Source organism: Nocardia sp. NPDC003999 (assembly GCF_053604885.1).
Genome location: NZ_JBSGIB010000001.1, coordinates 822,881 through 844,055, shown reverse-complemented (window position 1 = coordinate 844,055; position 21,175 = coordinate 822,881). Strand labels below are relative to the sequence as shown.

The window sequence follows — 21,175 nt, the reverse complement described above, 5'->3', positions numbered from 1 at the left end:
GAGGAGCATTCTCCGGATCAATGCTCGAGACAAAGGGTACACATGACTACCGCGATCGACCGCGGGGCCCCGGCCCCGGAGCGAACGGGAAGTGGGCGGCGCGGCTCGCACGCCCTGCGCTGGTGGGTGCTGGCCGTCCTCGGCGTCGCTCAGCTCATGGTGGTGCTGGACGCGACCGTGGTGAACATCGCCCTGCCCGCTGCCCAGCAGGACCTCGGCTTCAGTGACGGCGACCGCTCCTGGGTGGTCACCGGCTACGCCCTGGCGTTCGGCAGCCTACTGCTGCTCGGCGGACGCCTCAGCGACCTGTTCGGCAGGCGCACCACCTTCATCATCGGTCTGGTCGGCTTCGCGGTCGCCTCCGCCGTCGGTGGCGCGGCCACCAGTTTCGAGATGCTCGTCGCGGCTCGTGTCGGACAGGGTGTCTTCGGCGCGCTGCTGGCGCCCGCCGCGCTCTCGCTGCTCACCGTGACCTTCACCGAACCGTCCGAGCGGGCGAAGGCGTTCGGCATCTTCGGCGCCGTCGCCGGCACCGGCGGCGCGATCGGGCTGCTGCTCGGCGGCGCACTGACCGAATGGGCCTCGTGGCGCTGGGTGATGTTCGTGAACCTCGCCTTCGCCGCCGTCGCCCTGGTGGGGGCCGTGCTGTTGCTGGCCAAGCACACGAGCACCGAGCGGCCCAAGCTCGACATCCCCGGCACGGTGGTGGTCACCGCGGGCCTGTTCGGTATCGTCTACGGGTTCTCGCACGCGGAATCGGACGGGTGGACCAACGGCGTCACCCTGGCGTTCCTGCTCGGCGGTGCGGCGCTGATCGCGGTGTTCGCCTGGTTGGAGACCCGGGTCGCGCACCCGCTGCTTCCGGTGCGGATCGTGCTCGACCGGATGCGCGGCACCTCCTACCTGACGGTCTTCGTCATGGGCATCGGGATGTTCGCGATCTTCCTCTTCCTCACCTACTACATGCAGCTGACCCTGGGCTACTCGCCGATCATGACCGGCGTGGCGTTCCTGCCGATGGTCGCCGCCATGGTGGCCTCCTCGACTACCGGCCCGTCGCTGCTGCTGCCGAAACTCGGCCCGAAGGTCGTGGTCAGCGGTGGCTTCCTGATCGCGGCGGCGGGCATGGCGTGGCTGACCCGGATCGGATTGGACACCGGCTACGTCACCCACATCCTGCCCGCGCTGATCCTGCTCGGGTTCGGCCTCGGCGGTTCGATGTCGACCGCCTTCCAGGGCGCCACCTCGGGCGTCCAGCACGAGGACGCCGGCGTGGCTTCGGCCATGATCAACACCAGCCAGCAGGTCGGTGGATCGATCGGCACCGCGCTGCTGAGCACCATCGCGGCGTCCGCGGCCACGGACTACCTGTCCGCCCGCACCCCGGACCCGCTCACCATCGCCCAGTCCGCGATCGAGAGCTACACCACCAGTTTCTGGTGGGCCACGGCGATCTTCGTGGTGGGCGGCATCCTCACCGCGGTGCTCATGCCGAGCACGGCGCCGGTGCCCGCCGAGGGAGAGCCGGTGCTCGCCCACTGAACCGAGTGCGGTACCGCCGATCCGGTTTCCGGCACAGCGGCCGCCGTCCCCGCGATTCCGTCGCGGGGGCGGCGGCCGTCGTCGCTGTCCGAGCCGGGCGACCGCGGGTTCGTCGGCGAGCGCGGCGGTGCCATCGCGAGGAGGGGTGGCGGGACTGTGCTCTGCGGTTGCCCGATCGGCCACTCTTGGCGCTCTACTCCGGTGTGGGGACGAGTCTTCCGCCATGGGCTGCGGCAATGATCCGGATCGCGGAGCCCTTCGCCGATTATCGCGCACGACACGCGGTGCTCGTCCGCCGCACACGGCAAAGCGCTCCCGAATCACCATTATTGGTGCAAAATACGAGGTAAGTAGATGTGGCGCGCTTTGCTGAACGCCATCGGCATTGTGCTCGATCCGGTCTCGTGCAGAGGTGGGCGGTCCTTTACCCGGCGTACGCGGTAAATGTCATGGGATGCTTTGCAATCGGAAACCCGATGATTCCGACCGCTTCGGTGTGGGTAGCCAAGGGGCTGCTGTGCACCCTTCTCGGTATCGGCGCACCCGGCGGTCGCACCACCTTCTCCACCCCACCCGCGAGGTTCGTAGACTCCTCGGACCGGGCGCGGCACTTCCCGCGCTCGTCCGCCTCGGGGGTGGCGGTGGCGTAGCCGGGGCGTCGGAGCCCGGCGCGGGCATGGCACGGTGAGTACCTGGTTCGGCTCGGCGATCGACGGGAACGGCACGACGGAAGGGGGCAGGCATGAGTGGTTCGCAAGCGGATGCCGCCGCGGCGGGACGGTGGCGGCCCGCGGCACGGCTCACCGTGCTGCTCGACGAGGACGACAAATGGCGGCACACGCCCCTGTATCACGAGATCGTGCGCCGGGCCAGAGACAGCGGCCTGGCGGGCGCCAGCGTGTGGCGCGGCATCGAGGGATACGGCGCGTCCTCGCATGTGCACACCACCCGGATCCTGGATATCGCCGACCACCTTCCGCTGATGCTGGTGCTGGTCGACGATTTCGAACGCCTGCGCGCCTTCGTCGAGCGGAACGCCGAACTGTTCACCTCGGTCAACGTCACATTGGCACCGGTGGACCAGTGGCAGGAAGGTGAGCGATGACCAGACCCCGCGGCAAGCCCGATGCCCCGGCCGGTTCTCCCGTAGCCCTCGCGGCACCAGCGGATTTCGCCTCGCCGATGCCGCCGGGCACGTCGGCCGTTACCATTGTCGGTTCGGCGCGGCTCGGCGATCTGAGCGGCGCGCCGGCGGGTGACCGACCGCTCGCCGCCGCGGAAGCGGGCTTCCGCACCGTGCCGACCACGTTCAGCATGGAGGGCTGCGAGTCGTTCCGGCCGGCGGCCGACACGAAGGACGTGGCCGTGGGGTCGGCGGTGACCGGGCGGTCGTGGACATGATCCTGATGACGAGCCGGGCGCAGCCGATACGGAAGGGAGACCCGAGCATGGCCCACGATCGAGCCGGGCGTGCCGCACGTCCCACCGATCTGGAAGACATCGCACACCTGGTGACGGCGTACTACAGCCGTGTTCCGGATACGGACGATCCGGCCCAGCGGGTGACGTTCGGCACATCGGGACATCGCGGCTCCAGCCTGGACGGCGCCTTCAACGAGGCGCACATCCTCGCGATCACCCAGTCGATCGTGGAGTATCGCGCCACCCGCGGCATCACCGGGCCGGTCTACCTGGCCAGGGACACACACGCGCTGTCCGAGCCCGCCTGGACCACAGCGCTGGAGGTGCTCGCCGCCAACGACGTCACCGCGGTGATCGACGCGCGCGACCGCTACACCCCCACGCCGGCGCTGAGTCACGCTGTGCTGCGCCACAATCGGGGCGGCGCCAAGCATCAGGCCGACGGCATCGTGGTCACCCCGTCGCATAACCCGCCCCGCGACGGCGGCTTCAAATACAACCCGCCGCACGGGGGCCCGGCCGACAACACGGCCACCGACGCCATCGCCGCACGCGCGAACGAACTGCTGCGCGACGGGCTCACCGGGGTCAAGCGCACCACGCTGGAGCGCGCGCTGGCCACCGGCGTGGAACGCTACGACTACCTCGACCACTACATCGACGACCTGCCCAACGTGCTGAACCTGGACGCGATCCGCGGCGCGGGCATCCGCCTCGGCGCCGACCCGATGGGTGGCGCCAGCGTCGACTATTGGGAGGAGATCGGCCAGCGCTACGACCTCGAGCTCGAAGTGGTCAATCCCTTCGTGGACCCCACCTGGCGGTTCATGACGCTCGACAGCGACGGCAAGATCCGGATGGACCCGTCCTCCCGTTACGCGATGGCCTCGCTGATCGCGATCAAGGACGACTACGACATCTCCACCGGCAACGACGCCGACGCCGACCGCCACGGCATCGTCACGCCCGACGGCGGGTTGATGAATCCGAACCACTTCCTCGCGGTGGCCATCGAATACCTGGTCGCCAACCGGATGGGGTGGGACGCCCTGACCAAGATCGGCAAGACCGCGGTGACGTCGTCGATGATCGACCGGGTGGTCTCCGTGCTCGGGCGCGACGTGCACGAGGTGCCCGTGGGGTTCAAGTTCTTCGTTCCCGGATTGTTCAGCGGCAGCCTGGCCTTCGGCGGCGAGGAGAGCGCGGGCGCGTCGTTCCTGCGGATGGACGGCACGGTCTGGACCACCGACAAGGACGGCATCCTGCTCGCCCTGCTCGCGGGCGAGATCGCCGCGGTCACCGGGCAGAGCCCGTCGGCGCGCTACGTCGAACTCGAACGCCGCTACGGCAGCCCCGCCTACGCGCGGATCGACGCACCGGCCACCGCGGAACAGAAAGAGCTGCTCGCGAAGTTGACTCCGGACATGATCACCACGAAGGAGGTCGCCGGGGAGCCGGTCACCGCCGTGCTCACCAGGGCGCGGGGCAACGGAGCGCCGCTGGGCGGTCTCAAGGTGACCACCGAGAACGCGTGGTTCGCCGCTCGCCCGTCCGGCACCGAGGACAAGTACAAGATCTACGCGGAATCGTTCCACGGCCCGGAGCACCTCGCCGAGGTGCAGACGGCCGCGGAGGAATTGGTTGGGCAGGCGCTGTCCGGTGACCGGTAGATCCAAGCCCCTGCCCACCGAGATCTGGGTGCTGGTCGGGGGCGCGTTCGTCATCGCCATCGGGTTCGGTCTGGTCGCCCCGGTGCTGCCGCAGTTCGCGCGCGGCTTCGGCGTCGGCGTGGCGGCCGCCTCGGCGATCGTGTCCGCGTTCGCGCTGATGCGGTTGCTGTTCGCGCCGCTCAGCGGACGGCTGGTGCAGCGGCTGGGGGAGCGCTCGGTCTATCTCGGCGGGCTGCTGATCGTCGCGGTGTCCACCGGCGCCAGCGCGTTGGCGCAGAGCTATTGGCAGCTCATGCTGTTGCGGTCGCTCGGCGGCATCGGATCGACCATGTTCACCGTGTCGTCGCTGGCGCTCGTCATCCGCATCTCCCCGCCCGAGCAGCGCGGCCGGGTCTCCGGGTTGTGGTCCACCAGCTTCCTGGTCGGCTCGGTGAGCGGGCCGCTGGTCGGTGGCGGGTTGTCCGGACTCGGGCTGCGCTGGCCGTTCGTCATCTACGCCGTCGCGTTGCTCGCCGTGAGCGTGGTGGTGTACCTGAGCTTGCGGCATTCGGAACTGGCCGCGCCGGAGCCCGTCGGCGGTGTTCGCATGATGTCCTTCCGCGAGGGGTTGGCGCGGCCGGAGTACCGGGCGGTGTTGCTGTCGAATTTCGCCAATGGGGCCGCCGTGTTCGGTGTCCGGATGGCGTTGGTGCCGCTGCTCGTCGTCGAGGTGCTGCACCAGGCGCCGGGTATGGCCGGTGTCGCGTTGACGGTGTTCGCCGCGGGGAACGTCACGGTGCTGTTCGCCTCGGGGCGACTGTCCGACCGGTGGGGGCGCAAACCGTTCGTGATCGTCGGCTCGCTGGTGTGTGCGGCGGGAACGGCGGGGCTCGGCCTGGCGACCGACCTCCCGTGGCTGCTCGCCACCTCGTTCCTGGCCGGGCTCGGGTCCGGCATGTTCACGCCGACCCAGCAGGCGGCCGTCGCCGACATCATCGGGCCCAAGGCGCGCGGCGGCCCGGTGCTCGCCGGTTTCCAGATGGCCGCCGACCTCGGCACCGTCATCGGCCCGGTCGCCGTGGGCGCCCTGGCGCAGCAGGTGTCCTACGAACTCGCGCTCGGTGTGACCGGTGCTTTGCTCGCTGTCGCCGCGCTCGTCTGGGCTGTGGTGCCCGAGCCGTTGCGGCGGGGAAGTTCGGTTCCCTCGGAGATCCCGTTCGAACGTTCCGGCGGAGCGGACGACACCGAGCGGCGCGCTGCTCGTATCGAGCGTGCGCTGAACGAGGTGTCCGGCGCGCCGGTCGCCGACAGCCCGGTGCCGGCGGTGGCCGAGTCTGCCGAGCTTCCGGGTGATCGCGCAGCGGGCGTCAAAGACGCCCGTGCGGTGGCTGGTCGTCGCCGATCGACGGCGAATGGCGTCGGGACGGCTGCTGAATCCGATGGAACGGGGAGCCCTCCGTCGGTTGTGAGCGGTGATCGTCGTGGTACGGCGGCCGATACCGGACCGTCGCGGACCGCGCCGGGTACGGCGGTCGCGGACGGAGCCCCGTACCCGAGCACCCCGGGGCGACCGATGTCCCGTGGCAAACGTCCGCGGCCGGTGCGGCGAACCCGCCGCAGGCGCTGAAGCCGTCACCTGCGGCACAGCGCCTGTCGAGGCGGGACCGCTTGGCGTCGCCAGGCGCTGGGAGGCGAGCGTCCGGTCGTGACATGCGGTCACCAGCGCAGTCGCGCGCAGGTCGCCCAGGTCTCACCCGCGCAGCGGCCGATGCCATCGGCGAACCCGCCACGGTCGGACGTAGACGAAGCTCGCAGGGCCGCGACGAGTGCCGCGCCGCTGAGCACCGAAGCCCGGCCGCCGGAACCATCGCTGCCGAGCCGGTACGAGGTCGGCGACGACGGTCGCATTCCATCCGCTGTCGAGCGATCGAAGTGCGAAGCCCATGCGAGGACAGAACCGAACGCGTGGCCGTGCCGTTTGCCGCTGGCCAGGTCCGGCGCGCACGGGTGGTCAGCGGAGATCGGATCGGTGGCCCGGCGGCGGGGATGACGGTTCGTTGCGGCAAAGTGTCAATGTGAGCGAATCGCGTTCGAAGTACACACCCCGGCCGATGTCCAGTGCGACCACCTATGCGCTCGGTGCGGTCGCTCTCGTATTGATCGTGGTGATCGTCATCGCGGCGATCCGCTGGGGGCGGGACGACGCGGCCGTCCGCAACGACGGCTACGGTTCGGTGCGGAACGAGGCGGTGCACTCGGTGCTCGAGCAGAACGGTTCGATCCTGCTCGGCCGCCCGGACGCGAAGAAGACCATCGACATTTTCGAGGACCCGCTGTGCCCCGGCTGCGGCAGCTTGGAGCGCATCTACGGTCAAGAGATCGCGCAGAAGATCGATGAGGGCGCGCTGGCGGTCCGCTATCGCCTGGTGAACTTCCTCGACGCCCGCTCGCGGAGCAAGGACTACTCCACCCGCGCCATCGCGGCGAACCAGTGTGTGGCCGAGGCGGGTTCGGGCCCGGTCTACTCCAAGTTCCACACCGAACTGTTCACCACCAAGCGCCCCAGCGAAGGCGGCGCCGACCTGAGCAACGAGGAACTCGCCGCTATTGCGGGCGACGCCGGGGCCGCCGAGTCCGTGCGGCAATGCATCGCCACCGGCGCCAAGGTCGAGTCCGCCCGCAGCAGCGCCATGGCGCAGACGGCGGCGCTCGGCGCGGCACTGGGCGGCTCCGCGGCCACACCCGCGGTCTTCGACGGCACGACCAAGGTCGACACCAACGACGAGAACTGGGTGGCCTCGCTCACCCGTTGAGCAGCGGACGCCTGCGCTGTTCCCGGTAGAGCGGGCTCCGGTGATTTCCCCACGAAGCGCCGATCCGCCACGGACTCGGCAAGGCGATGCGGTCTCGCGGCGAACGGAAGGGCCGGAACGCCGACTCCACCAAATCGACGCCCCGGCCCACTCGACGGCGCGACCCGACATCCCCAGCCCCCGAGATCGCCATCGCCGAGCTTTCAGTTGGCCTGGGGCCGGGCAACGGCTCCACCTGCCGCCACCCGGCCCGCGCACTCGACAGCGCGATCCGGCCCCCTGTCCTGGACCGCGCCTCGAGATGTCTCCATGTCCAGTGACGAGACCGGCTGTACCGCTGGCTGTTTCGGCATTCGTCCCGATCCGCGAACGTGCCGACCGATCGGCACATCCCTGTCCGGCACTGCAACGCCCACACCCTCACGTACATCCGACTCGCACCAGACGACCGCTGGACACTCGGGAACGAACAAACCAGCAACCCCATCTGCACTGCCCAACCCGAGCGTCCAACCGCCTACCTCCCCACACCCCACACGATCCAAATCACTTCGAACACATGTTCGATACTAACCTCAACCGCCGCCTCCTGTCACCCCCGAATCGAGGCGATTTGGTTGCCGACACACCGTTGGTGTAACTTCATTCAAGCGCGGCGGGGACACCCGGAGCGCGACAATCAGGGGCTATGGCGCAGCTGGTAGCGCACCACACTGGCAGTGTGGGGGTCAGGGGTTCGAGTCCCCTTAGCTCCACTTAAATAGCAGGTCAGGCCCGGTCTACGACCGGGCCTGACCTGTTTTATTTGTCTAGCCCCGCGTTTACCCCCCGTTTCGTTTTAGGTCCCGTTCGCCGGTGCTGCCTATCGCGGTCCTGCTCTGCCGCTGTATCCGCCGCAACCAGGTGTCCCGATCGGTAGCTGATTGCCGTCACCAGCCGCACGGATGCCGCGCGGTTGTGATGAAACAATGTCACTGGCAGACGAGCGGGTATGGATGTTGTTGGTGCGTTCCCCATAGGGCTCCGCACCACACCCGTTGTGCTGTTGGACGGGCTACCCGCGCTGAGCGTGGGGTCCGGTCCAGCAGTCCCGACAGGGATTGGTACGCGCGTTGGCGCGAAACCCGCTGCCGCTGGCTGGTCCCGACACTGCGGCTGATCTACCAGCCCAGATGAATTGCCTCCTCTGGGACTCGCACCCAGACTCGACGCGTGTGCAGTCATTTCCGTCGCCGTTACTCGCTGGCGCGTTCTCGCGTCCCCTCGATCACCGCGTCCACGCAGTGCTGCAGCACCATCATGTCGAGCGTGAAAACCTCATCTGGATCGACCTCCGCCGGATTGTCGATCGTCGTGTACGGCATCCCCCGTCGGCGGATGACCGCACGGCCGCTGTTCGCGGGCAGGTCGATCGGCTCGTCGGCGAGGAACTGCTCGGCGTTGCGGGCGTAGGAGCGGTAGATCTCGGCGGAGAAGTCGACAATCCGCGGTGCCGTCATGACGAAATATACTGCGCCGCAACGATAATCACCGCCACTCAAACGAACCTGTCAGGCGCTCTCAGGTGGCCTTGTTGCCACGGCGGTGCTCGATCCAGGCATCCAGCGCGTTCCGGAAGAACTCGACCTCCTTGGGGGTCAAGTCGAAGTCGACTACCCAGTCCTCGGCCATGATGAGTGCGCTCACGATGTCGCTATCCTCCGATTCGCCGACGATCTCGAAGTGGTGTCCATCCTTGGTGTCCATGGACAGACAGAAGCCGTCGCCCTCGGGTACTTTCACCTCCTGGTCCTCGGGTACTTTCACCTCCTGGTTCAGAATTTCGGCCATGGCCAGCCCCGCCTCGATGTCGAGTACTTCGCCGATCCCCCTGGCGAAGTCCGCGTGATGCTCCTCCGCCTTTCGCGCGGAGCCATACTCGAGAAAGGCGTCCACTACCTCGCGGTTCTTTTTTGCTAGCTGGGCGTTGGCGAAGCTGACCAGGCATGTCGTGCAGAAGCGGACTAGCCCCAGGTCGGCGCCGGGCTCCTGGACCGAAAAGACGGCTGGCTCGCTGCATCTTTCGCATGGTGGTATCACTTCTTCTTCTCACTTCCGAATGGGATTCTTTCGATGTCCCCGGGCCTGAGTATCCGGAGAAGCGCGCGGTAGACCTGGCCGGTCTTTTGGGGAGTACTGTTAGCCGCCCAGGAAGCGCTGGGTGGCGTCGTAGACGTCGCGTTGGTAGGCATGATCGCGGGAGCGGGCCGAGGACAGCTTCGCACGTCCGGTGTCCACGGCGCGGACCGCACGGATATAGCTGCCGCTCGGGTGGGCGGGTCGGGTGGCCGTCGCGACCACCGTGCGCGCCGGCTGCTCCGGTGAGGTCATCAACGGTGCGCCGACGAGGCCGATCAGGTGCAGCGGACCGCCCGCGCTGCGCTGGAATCCGGTGCGCACGGCCCCCGGGTCCACCGCGTATACCTCGATCCGGTCACGCCACCGCTCGGCCAGTGCGTAGGTATAGGCGAGATTGGCGAGTTTGCTCGACGCGTACGCGCGCATCTGTGTCCACTCCCCCGGCAATGCCCAGTCCTCGATCGGGCGGGCCCGCGCTTCCAGATACGAGGTCATCATGATCACCTTCGGCAATGAATTAGGCTGTCCGCCAATCGGTTTCATGATCGACTCCAGGCTGTGGGCAAGTCCGGCGGCCGCCAGGTGGTTGACGGCGACGGTCCGTTCCACGCCGTCCGCGGTGAGGCCGTGCCGATCGAACGCGGCGCCCGCGTTGTTGACCAGGACGCCGAGACCGTCCGGTGCGGCGCGGTGCACTTGATCGACCAGTCGCCGCACTCCCGACCGTGTTTCGAGGTCGGCATCGACGGGGATCAGACCGCCGGGCACGTCGCCCATGCGCGCTGCCGCCTCCCGCGCACGCTCCCCGCTGCGCCCGTGCACCAGTACGGTCCAGCCGAGCCGCGCCAGCGCGCGACCGGCCGAGAATCCGATACCGCTCGTCGCTCCGGTCACCAGCGCGGTCGAAGCCGACGGGACCGCCAATGGATTCGTTGTGTCCATTGCTCTCATTCTCGGAGCGCAGAATGGAATGGCAATACCAAAATCGAGTCCGGAGATTCCCAATGCCTGCGTCTACCGAAACCCTGACCGCCAAAGGACTGCGTAGCCGCGCCAGGATCGTCGACGCCGCCGCGCGCCTGATGCTCGCGAACGGTGCGCACGGCACCACGATGGAGGCGATCCAGTACGAGGCGGGCGTCAGCGCCTCGCAGCTCTATCACTACTTCGACAACAAACGGGATCTGCTGGCGGCGGTCATTCAATCGAGCACGGAGGTCGTGGTCGCCAACAAGTGGCTGCTCGAGATGCGCTCGCTGCATGATCTGCGCGCGTGGCGGGATGCGGTGGTCGCCGCCGCGCGCGCGACCGGCTGTCGCACGGGGTGTCCGCTGGCCTCGTTCGCCGAGGACATCCCCGATACCGATCCGGAACTCCTCGAACTGGTGGCCGCCGGATTACGCCGCCTCACCGCCGCCGTGGCCGATGGCCTCACCGCCATGCGCGATGCGGGAGAACTGCGCGAGGACACCGATATCGACCGCCTGGCGCTCGTCGTCGTCACCGCCTACGAGGGCGGCATGCTCGTCTCCCGGGCCCAGCGCGAGCCCGCACCGCTGGAGGCGGCCCTCGACGCCGCCGTCGCCTGTGTCGAGACACAGGCTGCTCGCACGGATCGATGACGTCGAACGGATCGCGGCCGACAGCCCGCACCGACCCCACGACCACCTACTTCGCAACACGACCTACGTGTGAATTTGCGCGGCGACGGCTTCGTTGGAATATTGTCGTGTTCCACATAGAGCGGAACATGGCCTGCCAGCATAGCTTGCGTTGTTTCCGTCAGTCGGCGAGCTGGTCTAAGAGCGGCGGGGCCGTGCGAGTAAAATGGCTCAGAACACACTGAATTCGCCATTTGTGCGTGCGAGGAAATGGTGGAGGCCCGCCGGGGTGGTTCCCTGGTGGCCGGGAATGATCCAGAGCGCGGTTCGAGCGTCACGATGCACCGATGTAGCCACAGTCGCCGATATGTCAGCCCTTGGTCCTACGGTGGCGCCTATGTTTGGTGGGCGATATCGCGGGCCGTTGAGTGGGGGACCGAAGCCTGGAGCGTCGGTCTCGGAGATCGATGTCTTCGCCGCGCTGAACGTGATCCTCGGAAAAGGTGTCCTCGGACCACCGGGTTGGGTGCGGCCAGACATGGTGTTCTCGATCGAGGGCGAGCGCCTGCGACGCATCGGTGAGGGCTGGCGAAGCCTCGTCGGCAACAACCGCCGGTACGACCTGATTGTCGAGTACGACGGAGAGTATTGGCACCGCCACCACGAGCGCCGTGACATCACCAAGTACCCCGACGTCGGGAGGGGCTACGAGGTGATGCGGCTGCGCATGCAGCCATTGCGCAGGCTGCGGCCGGCCGACATCAGCGTTCCGAGCCGTGCTGATGCGACGACGTGTGCGAGGCTCGCGCTGCTGCACCTCGCTCACCGTCCACGCCCCTTCCTCATCTCCGAGCCGCTCTTGGAGAGGATCGGTTTCTACCTGCAATTCTGCGCCACGCCGCTCGCGGAGGGCGATATCGCGTGCGGGCTGTGCGCTGAGCTCGACCACATCCTGCAAGGCGGCCTTGAGTTCTATCCCACGGGCAGTTCAACTTTCCAGGCGAATCGTTCATCGCTGGGGGACTTCGTTCAGCGTGCTCGAGAGTTGTCGGAGAGGAGCGAGTTCATAGAAGGTCTATGGGTGCCAGACCCGCACGAGCGTGGTTGGGAACAGAACGAGGTGGAAGCGGTGTCTCCGGAATTCAGACCGCGTCACCAGATCGCGCCCGGACATCACGAAGCCCAGGACAGGCAGAGTGCATTGACTGAGTAGTCCAGTCCCCGAGCTTGTGCCGAGACAGCCGGTGGGCCGAGCATCTGCTCGACGCCACCGGCTGTTCGCTGTTCGTCTATTGCGGGGCCTATTTGGTGCGATCGATGGCCTGTTCGATCCAGCCGGTCTGCACGGGGGCGGCGGTGTCGGGTTCATAGCCGGTGGCCGGGAACGTGGCCGTGTCGCCGTTCTGGGGGGCCGTATCGCGGGATCGAGCAGGTCGTGATCGACCCCGAGGACGAATACCGTCGCCTCTGCGAGTCCGTGGGCGGCACCAACCGAAAACGCGCTCATCACCACCGATCCCAGCGAATTAGACCGAGTTTGTGTCAGTGCGCCGGGCCCGCACGAAGGTGAGTTCTTCGCCGGACAGTGGCCCGGTAGCCCATCGGCTGCCGACCCGTAGTCGGGGAGGCTTTCGGTGGTTTTGGGACATGATGAGACATTCGTGAGGCAGGGTTCAGGGGTGCGTCGCACTCCTGATGCCGTCCAGTAGCAGATCGACGACGCGCCCCACTGCGACGGTGCGGTCTTCGGTGGGCCGTGTGTAGATCTGCACGGTCATCAGCCGGGCGATATCGGCGGCGTCGACGTCGGAGCGGAGTGTGCCGTCGTCGTGGGCTCGCGTCACGAGTCGAGCGATGGAGTCGGTGACCGTCGCGCGCACCTGAGTCGATACCGGATCGGCCTGCATGCGCGTGTGCAGGGCGGGTTCCACCGAGGAGGCGAACGCGCCGACGTCGGCGAGGGCGCATTCGCGCAGGAAACGGCCCAGCGCCGACCAGGCGTCGCGCTCCTCGCGGGCCGCTGCGGCGCAACGGTCGGCGAGATCGGTCAGGTAGGCGTGCGCGGCGGCGGAGATGAGTGCGTCGCGGTCGGGGAAGCGGCGGTAGAGCGTGCCGACGCCGACACCGGCATGGTCGGCGACCTCTTTCATCGACACGTCAATACCCTTGTCGCGGAACAGGATCAACGCCGCCGCGACGATCTGGTCGCGGTTGCTGCGGGCATCGGCCCGCAAGGTCTCGGCCGCCATGCGCGCCTCCCGGTAATAACTGGACGAATATCTTCCACTTATGCTACCTTCTGGAAGTGGACGAAAATCGTCCAGTTATTTGAAGGGTGTGCGACATGGACAAGAAGGTGCTGATCTCCGGCGCGGGCGTCGGCGGCGCGACGGCTGCATACTGGCTGGCCCACAAGGGATTCGACGTGACGGTTGTCGAGCGGGCCGCAACGGAGCGCTCCAGTGGCAATCCCGTCGACGTGAAGGGGCCGGCGGTCGAGGTGGTCGAGAAGATGGGCGTGATGCCACGGCTGCGGGAGGTCGCCTCCGCGGTGGACCGGATGACGTTCGTCGATGCGGCAGGCCGGCGGGTGGCCGGTGTTCCGCTGCGCATGTTCCAGGGCGGCGCCGGCGAGCGGGAGGTCGAGGTGCCGCGCGCCGACCTCGCCTCGATCCTGCTCGACGCCGCCCGTGACCGCGTCGAATTCCTCTGGGGCGACACGATCACCGACCTGTCCCAGGACGCGGCGGGCGTCGATGTCGGTTTCGCTGCCGCTCCACCCGCACGGTTCGATGCGGTGATCGGCGCCGACGGTCTGCACTCGGCCGTGCGGCGGCTGGCCTTCGGGCCGGAACAGCAGTTCGTGCGCCATGCCGGAATGTATGTGGCGACGCTGCCGATCGGCGTACCGTTCGGTGACGACACCGAAGTCATCATCTACAACACACCCGGCCGGGCGGTCTCGATACACCCGACCAAGGGACATGCGATCGCGACGTTCATGTTCCGCGGTGACGCGGTGCCCGGCTACGACCACCGCGACCTGGCTCAGCACAAGAACCTCGTCGCCGAAGCATTCCCCGACGCCTCATGGCGACTGCCGGAACTGCTGGACCAGGTACACACCGCCGAAGATCTGTACTTCGACTCCGTGAGCCGGGTCCGGGCGCCGCACTGGTCCACCGGGCGCATCGGACTGGTCGGGGACGCGGCCGCCGCGGTGTCGTTGTTCGGCGACGGCTCAACCCTGGCCATCGCCGGCGCCTACCGGCTCGCCGAGGAATTGAGCCAATCACCGACCGACATAGCCGACGCGCTGCGCCGCTACGAAACCGGCCACCGACCCCTGGTCGATTCCAAACAACAGGGATTCCGCGCCGCACGCGCCATGCTGCTACCCCGGCACCCGGACCGGCATCGCGTTGCGCAACACCGCCGCCCGGCTCGCACCCGCACTCGCCGGGATCAGGCGAACGCGTACCGCGTAATTCCAGGCCCGCCGCGAGAAACCAGCGAGAATACTAGTGCCGTGTCCAGGAAGGTTGACGCTGTAACCGCGGCCTGGGGTGGCGGGTTGATCATCGGCGGGTGACCGGTGATGCTGCCGGTGGAGGCGATGACCTGTTTTGTTCGGCCCGACCCCACGGAAACGCACGGTTCGCATTCTGGTTTGTATCGGATGGGCCGGTGGGTGTGGTGATCCTGGGCCGATACCATTGGCGACTTGCCGCCGGGCGAGGTGACGTTCGCCCCGATAGAAGAAGCGCCTTTCAGCCCGAGGAGTTCGGTACTACCTATCGCGCGGTGAACCGGCCGATGCCTGCCGGAGGCCATCGAATTGCGGGGGTGGGCGTGTGCATGCGGTACTCGGGAATGGAAGTGGTAAGGGTGACACCGGGCCGATATCCTGTGCATATTGTGGGGAGGTCGACCATGGACGATGCTCTGCAAATACCGCATCTGAGAGCCACCGCAGACTTGGAACTCCGCCCGTGGTCGTTGTCCGCGGCAGACCTCGAGCTTGTGAGGGAAGCTTCTGCCGACGACCTGATTCCTATAACCACGGTGCCTGCGACCTTCTCGCTCGAGGCCGCAACGAGGTTTGTCGAACGCCAGCGGCAACCAGCGACCGATCGAACCGGATACCCGATGGTGATCGTCCGGCGACGGGATAACACACCACTGGGAAGCATCGGCCTGTGGTTGAAGGACATCGACGAAGGCCGCGCATCGCTCAGCTACTGGGTGGTCCGCTCTGCCCGCGGCCATGGCGTCGCCGCGCATGCTCTGGCGGCAATGGCTACCTGGGCGCTGGAAGAGCTGCATATCCCACGGCTACAGCTCTATGTGGAACCTTGGAACCGCGCTTCGATCCGCACTGCGGAGAGAGCCGGTTTCGAATGCGAAGGGCTCCTCAGATCGTGGCAGAAGGTTGGCGATCGACGCCGCGACATGTTCATGTACGCGCGCGTGGCAGCGGGAACCTTCGCCGAGGCGGATGGAGTTCACATCGGTTAGACCTCGATGGCCGGTTGCCCGGCCGTCTCGGGTGATCGTGAACCGATATCACTGCTGTCCCAGTGTTCGATAGGCCCGGTGGTGCCGGGTACTCACCTCATGGTCGACCCCCACGGCCTCGCTTGCAGAATTACTCGAGACTATGCTTGATCTGCGTTTGTACGCACCGCCAGTGGATAAATCCGCTCGAAAATCTGATGAATCGCTCACCCTCTCTATGAGAGGACCGTCCGATGGGTTTTGCAGAGATGCGCCGGTTCCGGCGTGATCCGTTGGGTTTCCTCGAGAATCTGCGCCGGACCAGCCCGGTAGAGGTGTTCGGGCTGCCGTGGGGCGGGTGGTGTGTCGGCGATACGGGTCTGGCACTGACGGTGCTGAGTGACCGCGCGTTCAATGCGGAGAAGTCCGGTTTCTTCGGTTCTATGCTGCCTTCGCGGTCTGCTCAGGTCGATTTCGGCCGTGCGGTGCGCGCGATTCTGCGGACGCATACGCCCAAGTATCGCGAGTCCCTGGCGGCGGCGGTGATGGAAATGCCCTCCATCACCCGCTGGCCCGCAGCGGGGGTCGAGCTGGTGTATCGGTGCACCGCGGACCTGTTGCTGCACCCCGATGGTTCTCCCGAGTTGCGGCATTTACTGGAGCGAAACGCACGCGTGGGCGCGCTTCGCCCAGCCCGAATGGCGCAGCGGGCGCGGGCGCAGCTGTTGCGCGTCAAGCTGTCCACCGCGCTGAACGAGCAGATCCGGGACCGGCGCAGCGCCACCGGCCGCAGTGCGGAAGCCGAACCACGGGATCTGCTCGATGCCGTGATCGGTGCCTGTCCCGACGGCGTCGCCGATACAACGGTGGCGCGGCTGTATGTGCTGATGTTCCGGTCCATTGTGGGACCACTGGGCTACTCGCTCGCGTGGTCGGTGCTGCTGGGCAGTCTCCACTCTCCCGGCGCACCATGGCCATGGCCCGTCGACTGGGTGGTACGTGAGGCCCTGCGGCACCGGCCGGTGTCCTGGATGGTCAGCCGTCCCGTCCCCTATCCCGCCGAGTTCGGGGGGATCGCCTTCCAGACCGGCGACCTCCTATCCGTCAGCCCCTATCTGCTCCATCACGACGACAACCACTGGACCAGGCCAGGAGCATTTCAACCCGACCGCTGGATTCGACCGAGCGAGCACGGCCCATTTGTACCCTTCAGTTCCGGCCCCTTCACCTGCGCCGGCGCCGCGGTCGCCCACGATCTGGTCACCGATGCGGCCACCGCCCTCATCGAGAACACCGCTATGCGCGTCATCAGCGGAGGTGATACCCGCCCGATCGTGACCAATGCCGCGACCCCCAGGCCGTTCACCCTGCTGCGTACCCCCACAAGCCCTGGCCACGCCCGACCGAGCCCCAGGAAGGAGGTGACATCATGATCAAGGCATTGCTGTTCATCATCACCAACAAGCCGACCCGTACCTGGGACCCCGCTCAATACGGATGATTCTGCTACCGGCTGGATGGCTCGACCAACGCTACGAGGTCTCCGCCGGCCTGGACGCGCTCGGCCGGCGGATCGGTGTGGGCGCGCGCTCGGCACCCCAGTCGCGTTCACCGATTGGCGTCCAGCACTGCTGCGAGGCCTTCTTGTAGGTCCTTGACGAAATACTCGGGAACCTCGAGTGAGGGGAAATGTCCCCCGGCTTCGGGCGAGTTCCATCGGACGATCTGTCGGTACCGCTCCTGTGCCCAGGGGCGCGGGCACTTCTCGATGTCGCGGGGATACACGGTGATCGCCGACGGGACGTCGACCCGAAGTTCGGGGTCGAGCGAGTCGTGGCTCTCGTAGTAGATGCGGGCCGACGATGCGCCGGTCCGCGTCAGCCAATACAGGGTGACGTCGTCGAGAACGCGGTCTCTGGAGATCGTCTCGAACGGGCTGTCTTCGGTATCTGTCCACTCGGCGAACTTGTCGAGGATCCAGGCGAGAAGCCCGACCGGTGAGTCGACGAGCGAGTAGCCGATGGTCTGCGGTCGGGTCGCCTGCTGCTTCGCGTACGCCGCGTGGTGGCGCCAGAAATCGCGGGTTTGCTCCGTCCATTCGCGTTCGGTCGCCGTCAGTCCTTCCGTTGTCAGCCCGGGCGGTGCCTGCGCGGTCGTTGTGTGGATGCCGAGAACGTGCGCCGGGAACCTGCCGCCGAGGACCGTGGTGATCACACCTCCCCAGTCGCCGCCGTGGGCTGCGAACTTGCTGTAGCCGAGCCTCTCCATGAGTTGCACCCATGCGGCCGCGATCTTTTCGGTTCCCCACCCGGTGGTGGCCGGTTTGTCGCTGTAACCAAAGCCTGGTAGCGATGGGGCCACGACGTGGAACGCCGGCGTGTCCGCGTCTTTCGGATCTGCCAGCTCGTCTACTACATCGATGAACTCGGCAATGCTGCCCGGCCAGCCGTGCGTCAAGATCAGGGGAGTGGCATCTGCGCGCTCGGATCGGCGGTGCAGGAAGTGGATTCCCAGATCGTCGATGGTCGTGCGGAACTGGCCGATCCGGTTGAGGCGCGCTTCGAACGACCGCCAGTCGTACCCGGTGCGCCAGTAGTTCACGACGTCGACGAGATCGGCGAGCGGAACGCCCTGTTCCCATCTGCGAGGGTCGGGGGCGGCGCGATAGACCGTCTCGGCTTCCGGTAGCCGCGCTGTGGCCAGTCGCGCGCGTAGATCGTCGAGGACGGCGTCGGTCGCGTGGGCTTCGAATGCTTGCACGTCGACGGGGTCGCGGGTGAAGACCGGATCGAGGTGGCCAAGTGCAGGCATGAGACCTCCTGTTCATCGCGGAACCGGCTTCGGCCTATCGAGAACCGGCTAAGACGGTTCTAGCATGGCTCCGCATCGGCCGGCAACCAGCTAAGGTGGTTCCATGCCTGCTGGGCTCCCTGACTTTCGCCTCGGTAACGTGCTAGCGACCAGCTTCACGGGGACTCTGTCCGAGCGCCATGGCGACCGTGTGGAACGCATTCCCACGCCGCAGCGACTCGTCGACTGGCTGGTCGTGTACGGCCTGGCCGTGGACTCCTGCACTACCGCCCAGCTGGAACTCGCCTGGGAACTGCGGGAATCGATTCACGCCGTCGCGACAGCGGCCGCGCTCGGAGACGCTCTTCCCGCACCTGCTGTCCAAGTCATCAATGACAGCAGCATTCGGGGTCGGGCGGCGGCCGTTCTGACATCCGAGGGCAGGCGTCAATGGCGACTCGGCTCCGCTTCCTGCGTAGAAGATGCCCTAGGCGTGATCGCCGCCGATGCGATCAGCATCGTCGCGGGCGAACGGAACGGAAGACTGGCCTTGTGTGCCTCGCCAACCTGCCGAGCGGCCTTCTTCGACACCAGCCAAAGCCGCACCCGCAAATGGTGTGACATGAACACGTGCGGGAATCGTCAGAAGAAGGCGCGTTTCAATGCCAATCAGCGCAAGGGGCTCCAAGGCTGACTGCAGTCGGCCATAGTATGACTTGAATCGAGAGCGGATCTCCGGCGCGGTGCGGGCCGGTTTCGCACCGTCTCCGGCCGAGTGGAGCACCTCCGCTACATCCTGGCGTCCCATGCCGGCGACTTCGAATCTCGAACCATAGTTTATGGTTCGGTACTCCGCCATAATGGCCGCGCCCGGCATTCCCACCACTGGAGCCAGTCGTTGCGGTGGCGATGAGACACTCTGACGGTGAGCGAGAAACCCGTCGGCGAGATGTCCAGCAGCACATTCGATTACGACGACGAATTGCCGCGACTCCCCATCCCGACGTTGGAGGAGACGTGCGAACGGTTTCTCGAGCGATGTTCGCCGTTGCTGACCGACGAGCAACTGATGGTCACGACAGCGGCCGTGGATCAATTCCTTGCGTTGGACAGTCCGGCCCGGACGTGGCAGGCCGAGATAGAGCGATTCGATCGGACGCCGGGCGTCCACAGTTGGCTCGACGCCTTTTGGAGATCTCGCCATCTCGGCTACCGCGACAGTATCGCGCTCAGTGCGAATTCCTTCTTCTTGCTCACGGACTCGGAGCACGGTCAACTCGAACGCGCCGCCGAACTGATCGCGCGCGCCACCGCGTACAAACTCGAACTCGACGCCGAGATGATTTCGCCCGTGATTCTTCGCGGCCGTCCGGTGTCCATGCACCAGAACAGGTGTCTGTTCTCTACCACCAGAATCCCCGGCATCGAATTCGACGCCGTGCGCTCCGCTCACAGTGCCGGAGAACCAGGCTCGTCAACGGTCCGGCACATCGTCGTCCATTTCCGTCGTCAGGCGTTCCGAATGGATGTCCTCGCAGCGGACGGTACCCCACATCGCATCGAGGATCTGATCGCCGGGCTGGATGCGATCAGGGGAGCCGATCCGGCCGCGGAGCCGTCGCCGGGAGCGCTGACAACACAACCGCGCGCGGCATGGGCGAGGGCCCGCCAGGCTCTCCTCGAAGATCCGGACAACGCCGCCGCGCTGGAGACGATCGAGACGGCACTGTTCTGCGTCGCGCTCGAGGACTTCGCGCCCCGAGACGAACACTCGGCCTGTAACGCGCTCCTGCATGGTGACGGCGAGAACCGCTGGTACGACAAGGCGTTGACATTCATCGTGTTCGCCGATGGTCGCGCGGGCGTCAACATCGAGGAGTCCGGCCTGGACGGAACCACGGTTGCCGGCTTCTGCGACGCGATTCTGGCGAATGCGCCAGCCATCTCGGCGGACCGGCCCGGCCGAGCGCCCGAGATATCGCCCATCGAATTCCGTTTCGATGAGGACCTGCGGCACGAGATCCGGCAAGCCGCCGCCGACTTCGGCAAACAGGCGGGCGAGATCGCCACGGAGGTGGTGACATTCGACGACTTCGGCTCGGACACGGCCAAACGTCTCGGAATATCGCCGGATGCGTTGGTGCAAGTGGCTTACCAACTGGCTCATCAACGGTCCAGGGGATTCCTCGGCAGCACCTACGAATCCGTAGCCGTGCGGCATTACCGCCACGGCCGCACCGAAGCGCTCCGGGCGGTCACCCCCGAAGTCGTTCGTTTCGTGGCATTGATGAACGACTCGACCGCTACGCACACCGCTCGCGCCGAAGCGCTACGTGCCGCGGCGGGAGCACACGTCGCCAACACCAGAGAATGCCAGGCGGGGCGTGCTCCCGAACGGCATCTCGTGGAGCTACAGCGAATTCAGCGTCAGCACGGCGAAAAGCCGCTCGCGATCTACGAATCTCCCGGCTGGCGGATTCTGCGTGACGACTATCTCAGTACCAGTGCTGTGTCGTCGGTCAATGTTCGGTTCTTCGGTTTCGGGCCGCCGACCGCCGATTGCATCGGGATCGGCTATATCCTGCAGCCCGGCAGCTTCGGCGTACACCTGAGCGGTTCCAAAGGCATCGAACAACACATGCTCGAATTCGCACACGCCCTCTCTGTCGCCATCCCGGAGTTGTGCGCCCTGCTCGAGACGACATCCGTCGGCTAGCTTTGCGTATCGATGACTGCTCGTCCG

18 protein-coding genes, 1 tRNA gene and 1 pseudogene are annotated in these 21,175 nt (G+C 66.6%); 15 read left to right on the top strand and 5 right to left on the bottom strand.

The annotated features are described in order from the left end of the window. Window positions 1-42: 42 nt before the first annotated feature. From ACWESM_RS04000 to ACWESM_RS03965, 8 genes and pseudogenes are all read left to right on the top strand, one after another. Window positions 43-1,542 (top strand): MFS transporter, encoded by a 1,500-nt coding sequence (locus tag ACWESM_RS04000; RefSeq protein ID WP_364431688.1) that lies wholly within the window; start codon window positions 43-45, stop codon window positions 1,540-1,542. Between the two features lie 476 nt (window positions 1,543-2,018). After that, window positions 2,019-2,192, top strand: coding sequence for a hypothetical protein (locus ACWESM_RS03995; protein WP_356960966.1), 174 nt, complete (start codon window positions 2,019-2,021; stop codon window positions 2,190-2,192). Window positions 2,193-2,284: 92 nt separating this feature from the next. Continuing rightward, a complete protein-coding gene (locus ACWESM_RS03990; RefSeq protein WP_355077832.1) occupies window positions 2,285-2,647 on the top strand; it encodes a DUF190 domain-containing protein in 363 nt (120 codons plus the stop codon). After that, window positions 2,644-2,943, top strand: coding sequence for a hypothetical protein (locus ACWESM_RS03985; RefSeq protein ID WP_452490928.1), 300 nt, complete (start codon window positions 2,644-2,646; stop codon window positions 2,941-2,943). The genes ACWESM_RS03990 and ACWESM_RS03985 overlap by 4 nt, the downstream gene beginning before the upstream one ends. 47 nt (window positions 2,944-2,990) lie before the next feature. Next, a complete protein-coding gene (pgm, locus tag ACWESM_RS03980; protein WP_355077830.1) occupies window positions 2,991-4,634 on the top strand; it encodes a phosphoglucomutase (alpha-D-glucose-1,6-bisphosphate-dependent) in 1,644 nt (547 codons plus the stop codon). Further along, window positions 4,624-5,802 (top strand): annotated as a pseudogene (locus tag ACWESM_RS03975) (MFS transporter); the annotation flags it as partial. The gene pgm and the pseudogene ACWESM_RS03975, both read left to right, overlap by 11 nt. A gap of 922 nt (window positions 5,803-6,724) precedes the next feature. Beyond that, window positions 6,725-7,426: a DsbA family protein gene (locus ACWESM_RS03970; RefSeq protein ID WP_364431699.1), complete on the top strand. Its 702-nt coding sequence runs from the start codon at window positions 6,725-6,727 to the stop codon at window positions 7,424-7,426. Between the two features lie 682 nt (window positions 7,427-8,108). Further along, a tRNA-Ala gene (locus ACWESM_RS03965) sits at window positions 8,109-8,181 on the top strand. Window positions 8,182-8,661: 480 nt separating this feature from the next. Here the strand turns inward: ACWESM_RS03965 and ACWESM_RS03960 are convergent. From ACWESM_RS03960 to ACWESM_RS03950, 3 genes are all read right to left on the bottom strand, one after another. Beyond that, window positions 8,662-8,925, bottom strand: coding sequence for a hypothetical protein (locus ACWESM_RS03960; protein ID WP_364429631.1), 264 nt, complete (start codon window positions 8,923-8,925; stop codon window positions 8,662-8,664). 61 nt (window positions 8,926-8,986) lie between these two features. Beyond that, window positions 8,987-9,361 carry a hypothetical protein gene (locus ACWESM_RS03955; RefSeq protein WP_452490927.1) on the bottom strand — a complete coding sequence of 125 codons (375 nt, stop codon included), beginning with the start codon at window positions 9,359-9,361 and terminating at the stop codon, window positions 8,987-8,989. A 243-nt stretch (window positions 9,362-9,604) separates the two neighbouring features. After that, window positions 9,605-10,486, bottom strand: a complete 882-nt coding sequence (locus ACWESM_RS03950; protein WP_397276896.1) for an SDR family NAD(P)-dependent oxidoreductase — start codon at window positions 10,484-10,486, stop codon at window positions 9,605-9,607. A 62-nt stretch (window positions 10,487-10,548) separates the two neighbouring features. Here ACWESM_RS03950 and ACWESM_RS03945 point away from each other — a divergent pair, with 62 nt between their 5' ends. Together ACWESM_RS03945 and ACWESM_RS03940 are read left to right on the top strand one after the other, a co-directional pair. Further along, window positions 10,549-11,166: a TetR/AcrR family transcriptional regulator gene (locus ACWESM_RS03945; RefSeq protein WP_397276898.1), complete on the top strand. Its 618-nt coding sequence runs from the start codon at window positions 10,549-10,551 to the stop codon at window positions 11,164-11,166. A gap of 376 nt (window positions 11,167-11,542) precedes the next feature. Then, entirely contained in the window at window positions 11,543-12,358 is an 816-nt protein-coding gene (locus ACWESM_RS03940; protein WP_452490926.1) for a hypothetical protein, read from the top strand. A gap of 460 nt (window positions 12,359-12,818) precedes the next feature. Here ACWESM_RS03940 and ACWESM_RS03935 read toward each other — a convergent pair whose 3' ends face one another. Further along, window positions 12,819-13,394, bottom strand: coding sequence for a TetR/AcrR family transcriptional regulator (locus tag ACWESM_RS03935; protein WP_452490925.1), 576 nt, complete (start codon window positions 13,392-13,394; stop codon window positions 12,819-12,821). 95 nt (window positions 13,395-13,489) lie between these two features. Between ACWESM_RS03935 and ACWESM_RS03930 the strand changes: the two genes are divergently transcribed. From ACWESM_RS03930 to ACWESM_RS03920, 3 genes are all read left to right on the top strand, one after another. Next, the gene (locus ACWESM_RS03930) at window positions 13,490-14,737 is read left to right on the top strand and encodes an FAD-dependent monooxygenase (RefSeq protein WP_452490924.1); all 1,248 of its coding nucleotides are present in this window, start codon (window positions 13,490-13,492) and stop codon (window positions 14,735-14,737) included. Window positions 14,738-15,078: 341 nt separating this feature from the next. Beyond that, window positions 15,079-15,663, top strand: coding sequence for a GNAT family N-acetyltransferase (locus ACWESM_RS03925; protein WP_397276904.1), 585 nt, complete (start codon window positions 15,079-15,081; stop codon window positions 15,661-15,663). Window positions 15,664-15,896: 233 nt separating this feature from the next. Then, window positions 15,897-17,075, top strand: a complete 1,179-nt coding sequence (locus tag ACWESM_RS03920) for a cytochrome P450 (protein ID WP_452490923.1) — start codon at window positions 15,897-15,899, stop codon at window positions 17,073-17,075. A 175-nt stretch (window positions 17,076-17,250) separates the two neighbouring features. Here the strand turns inward: ACWESM_RS03920 and ACWESM_RS03915 are convergent, their stop codons facing one another. Beyond that, window positions 17,251-18,453 carry an epoxide hydrolase family protein gene (locus tag ACWESM_RS03915; protein WP_452490922.1) on the bottom strand — a complete coding sequence of 401 codons (1,203 nt, stop codon included), beginning with the start codon at window positions 18,451-18,453 and terminating at the stop codon, window positions 17,251-17,253. A 103-nt stretch (window positions 18,454-18,556) separates the two neighbouring features. On the opposite strand from ACWESM_RS03915, the gene ACWESM_RS03910 reads away from it, so the two are divergent. Together ACWESM_RS03910 and ACWESM_RS03905 are read left to right on the top strand one after the other, a co-directional pair. Further along, on the top strand, window positions 18,557-19,126 hold the full coding sequence (locus ACWESM_RS03910; protein ID WP_452490921.1) for a CGNR zinc finger domain-containing protein: 570 nt from the start codon (window positions 18,557-18,559) through the stop codon (window positions 19,124-19,126). 231 nt (window positions 19,127-19,357) lie between these two features. Next, window positions 19,358-21,148 carry a choline/carnitine O-acyltransferase gene (locus ACWESM_RS03905; RefSeq protein ID WP_452490920.1) on the top strand — a complete coding sequence of 597 codons (1,791 nt, stop codon included), beginning with the start codon at window positions 19,358-19,360 and terminating at the stop codon, window positions 21,146-21,148. Window positions 21,149-21,175 lie beyond the last annotated feature (27 nt).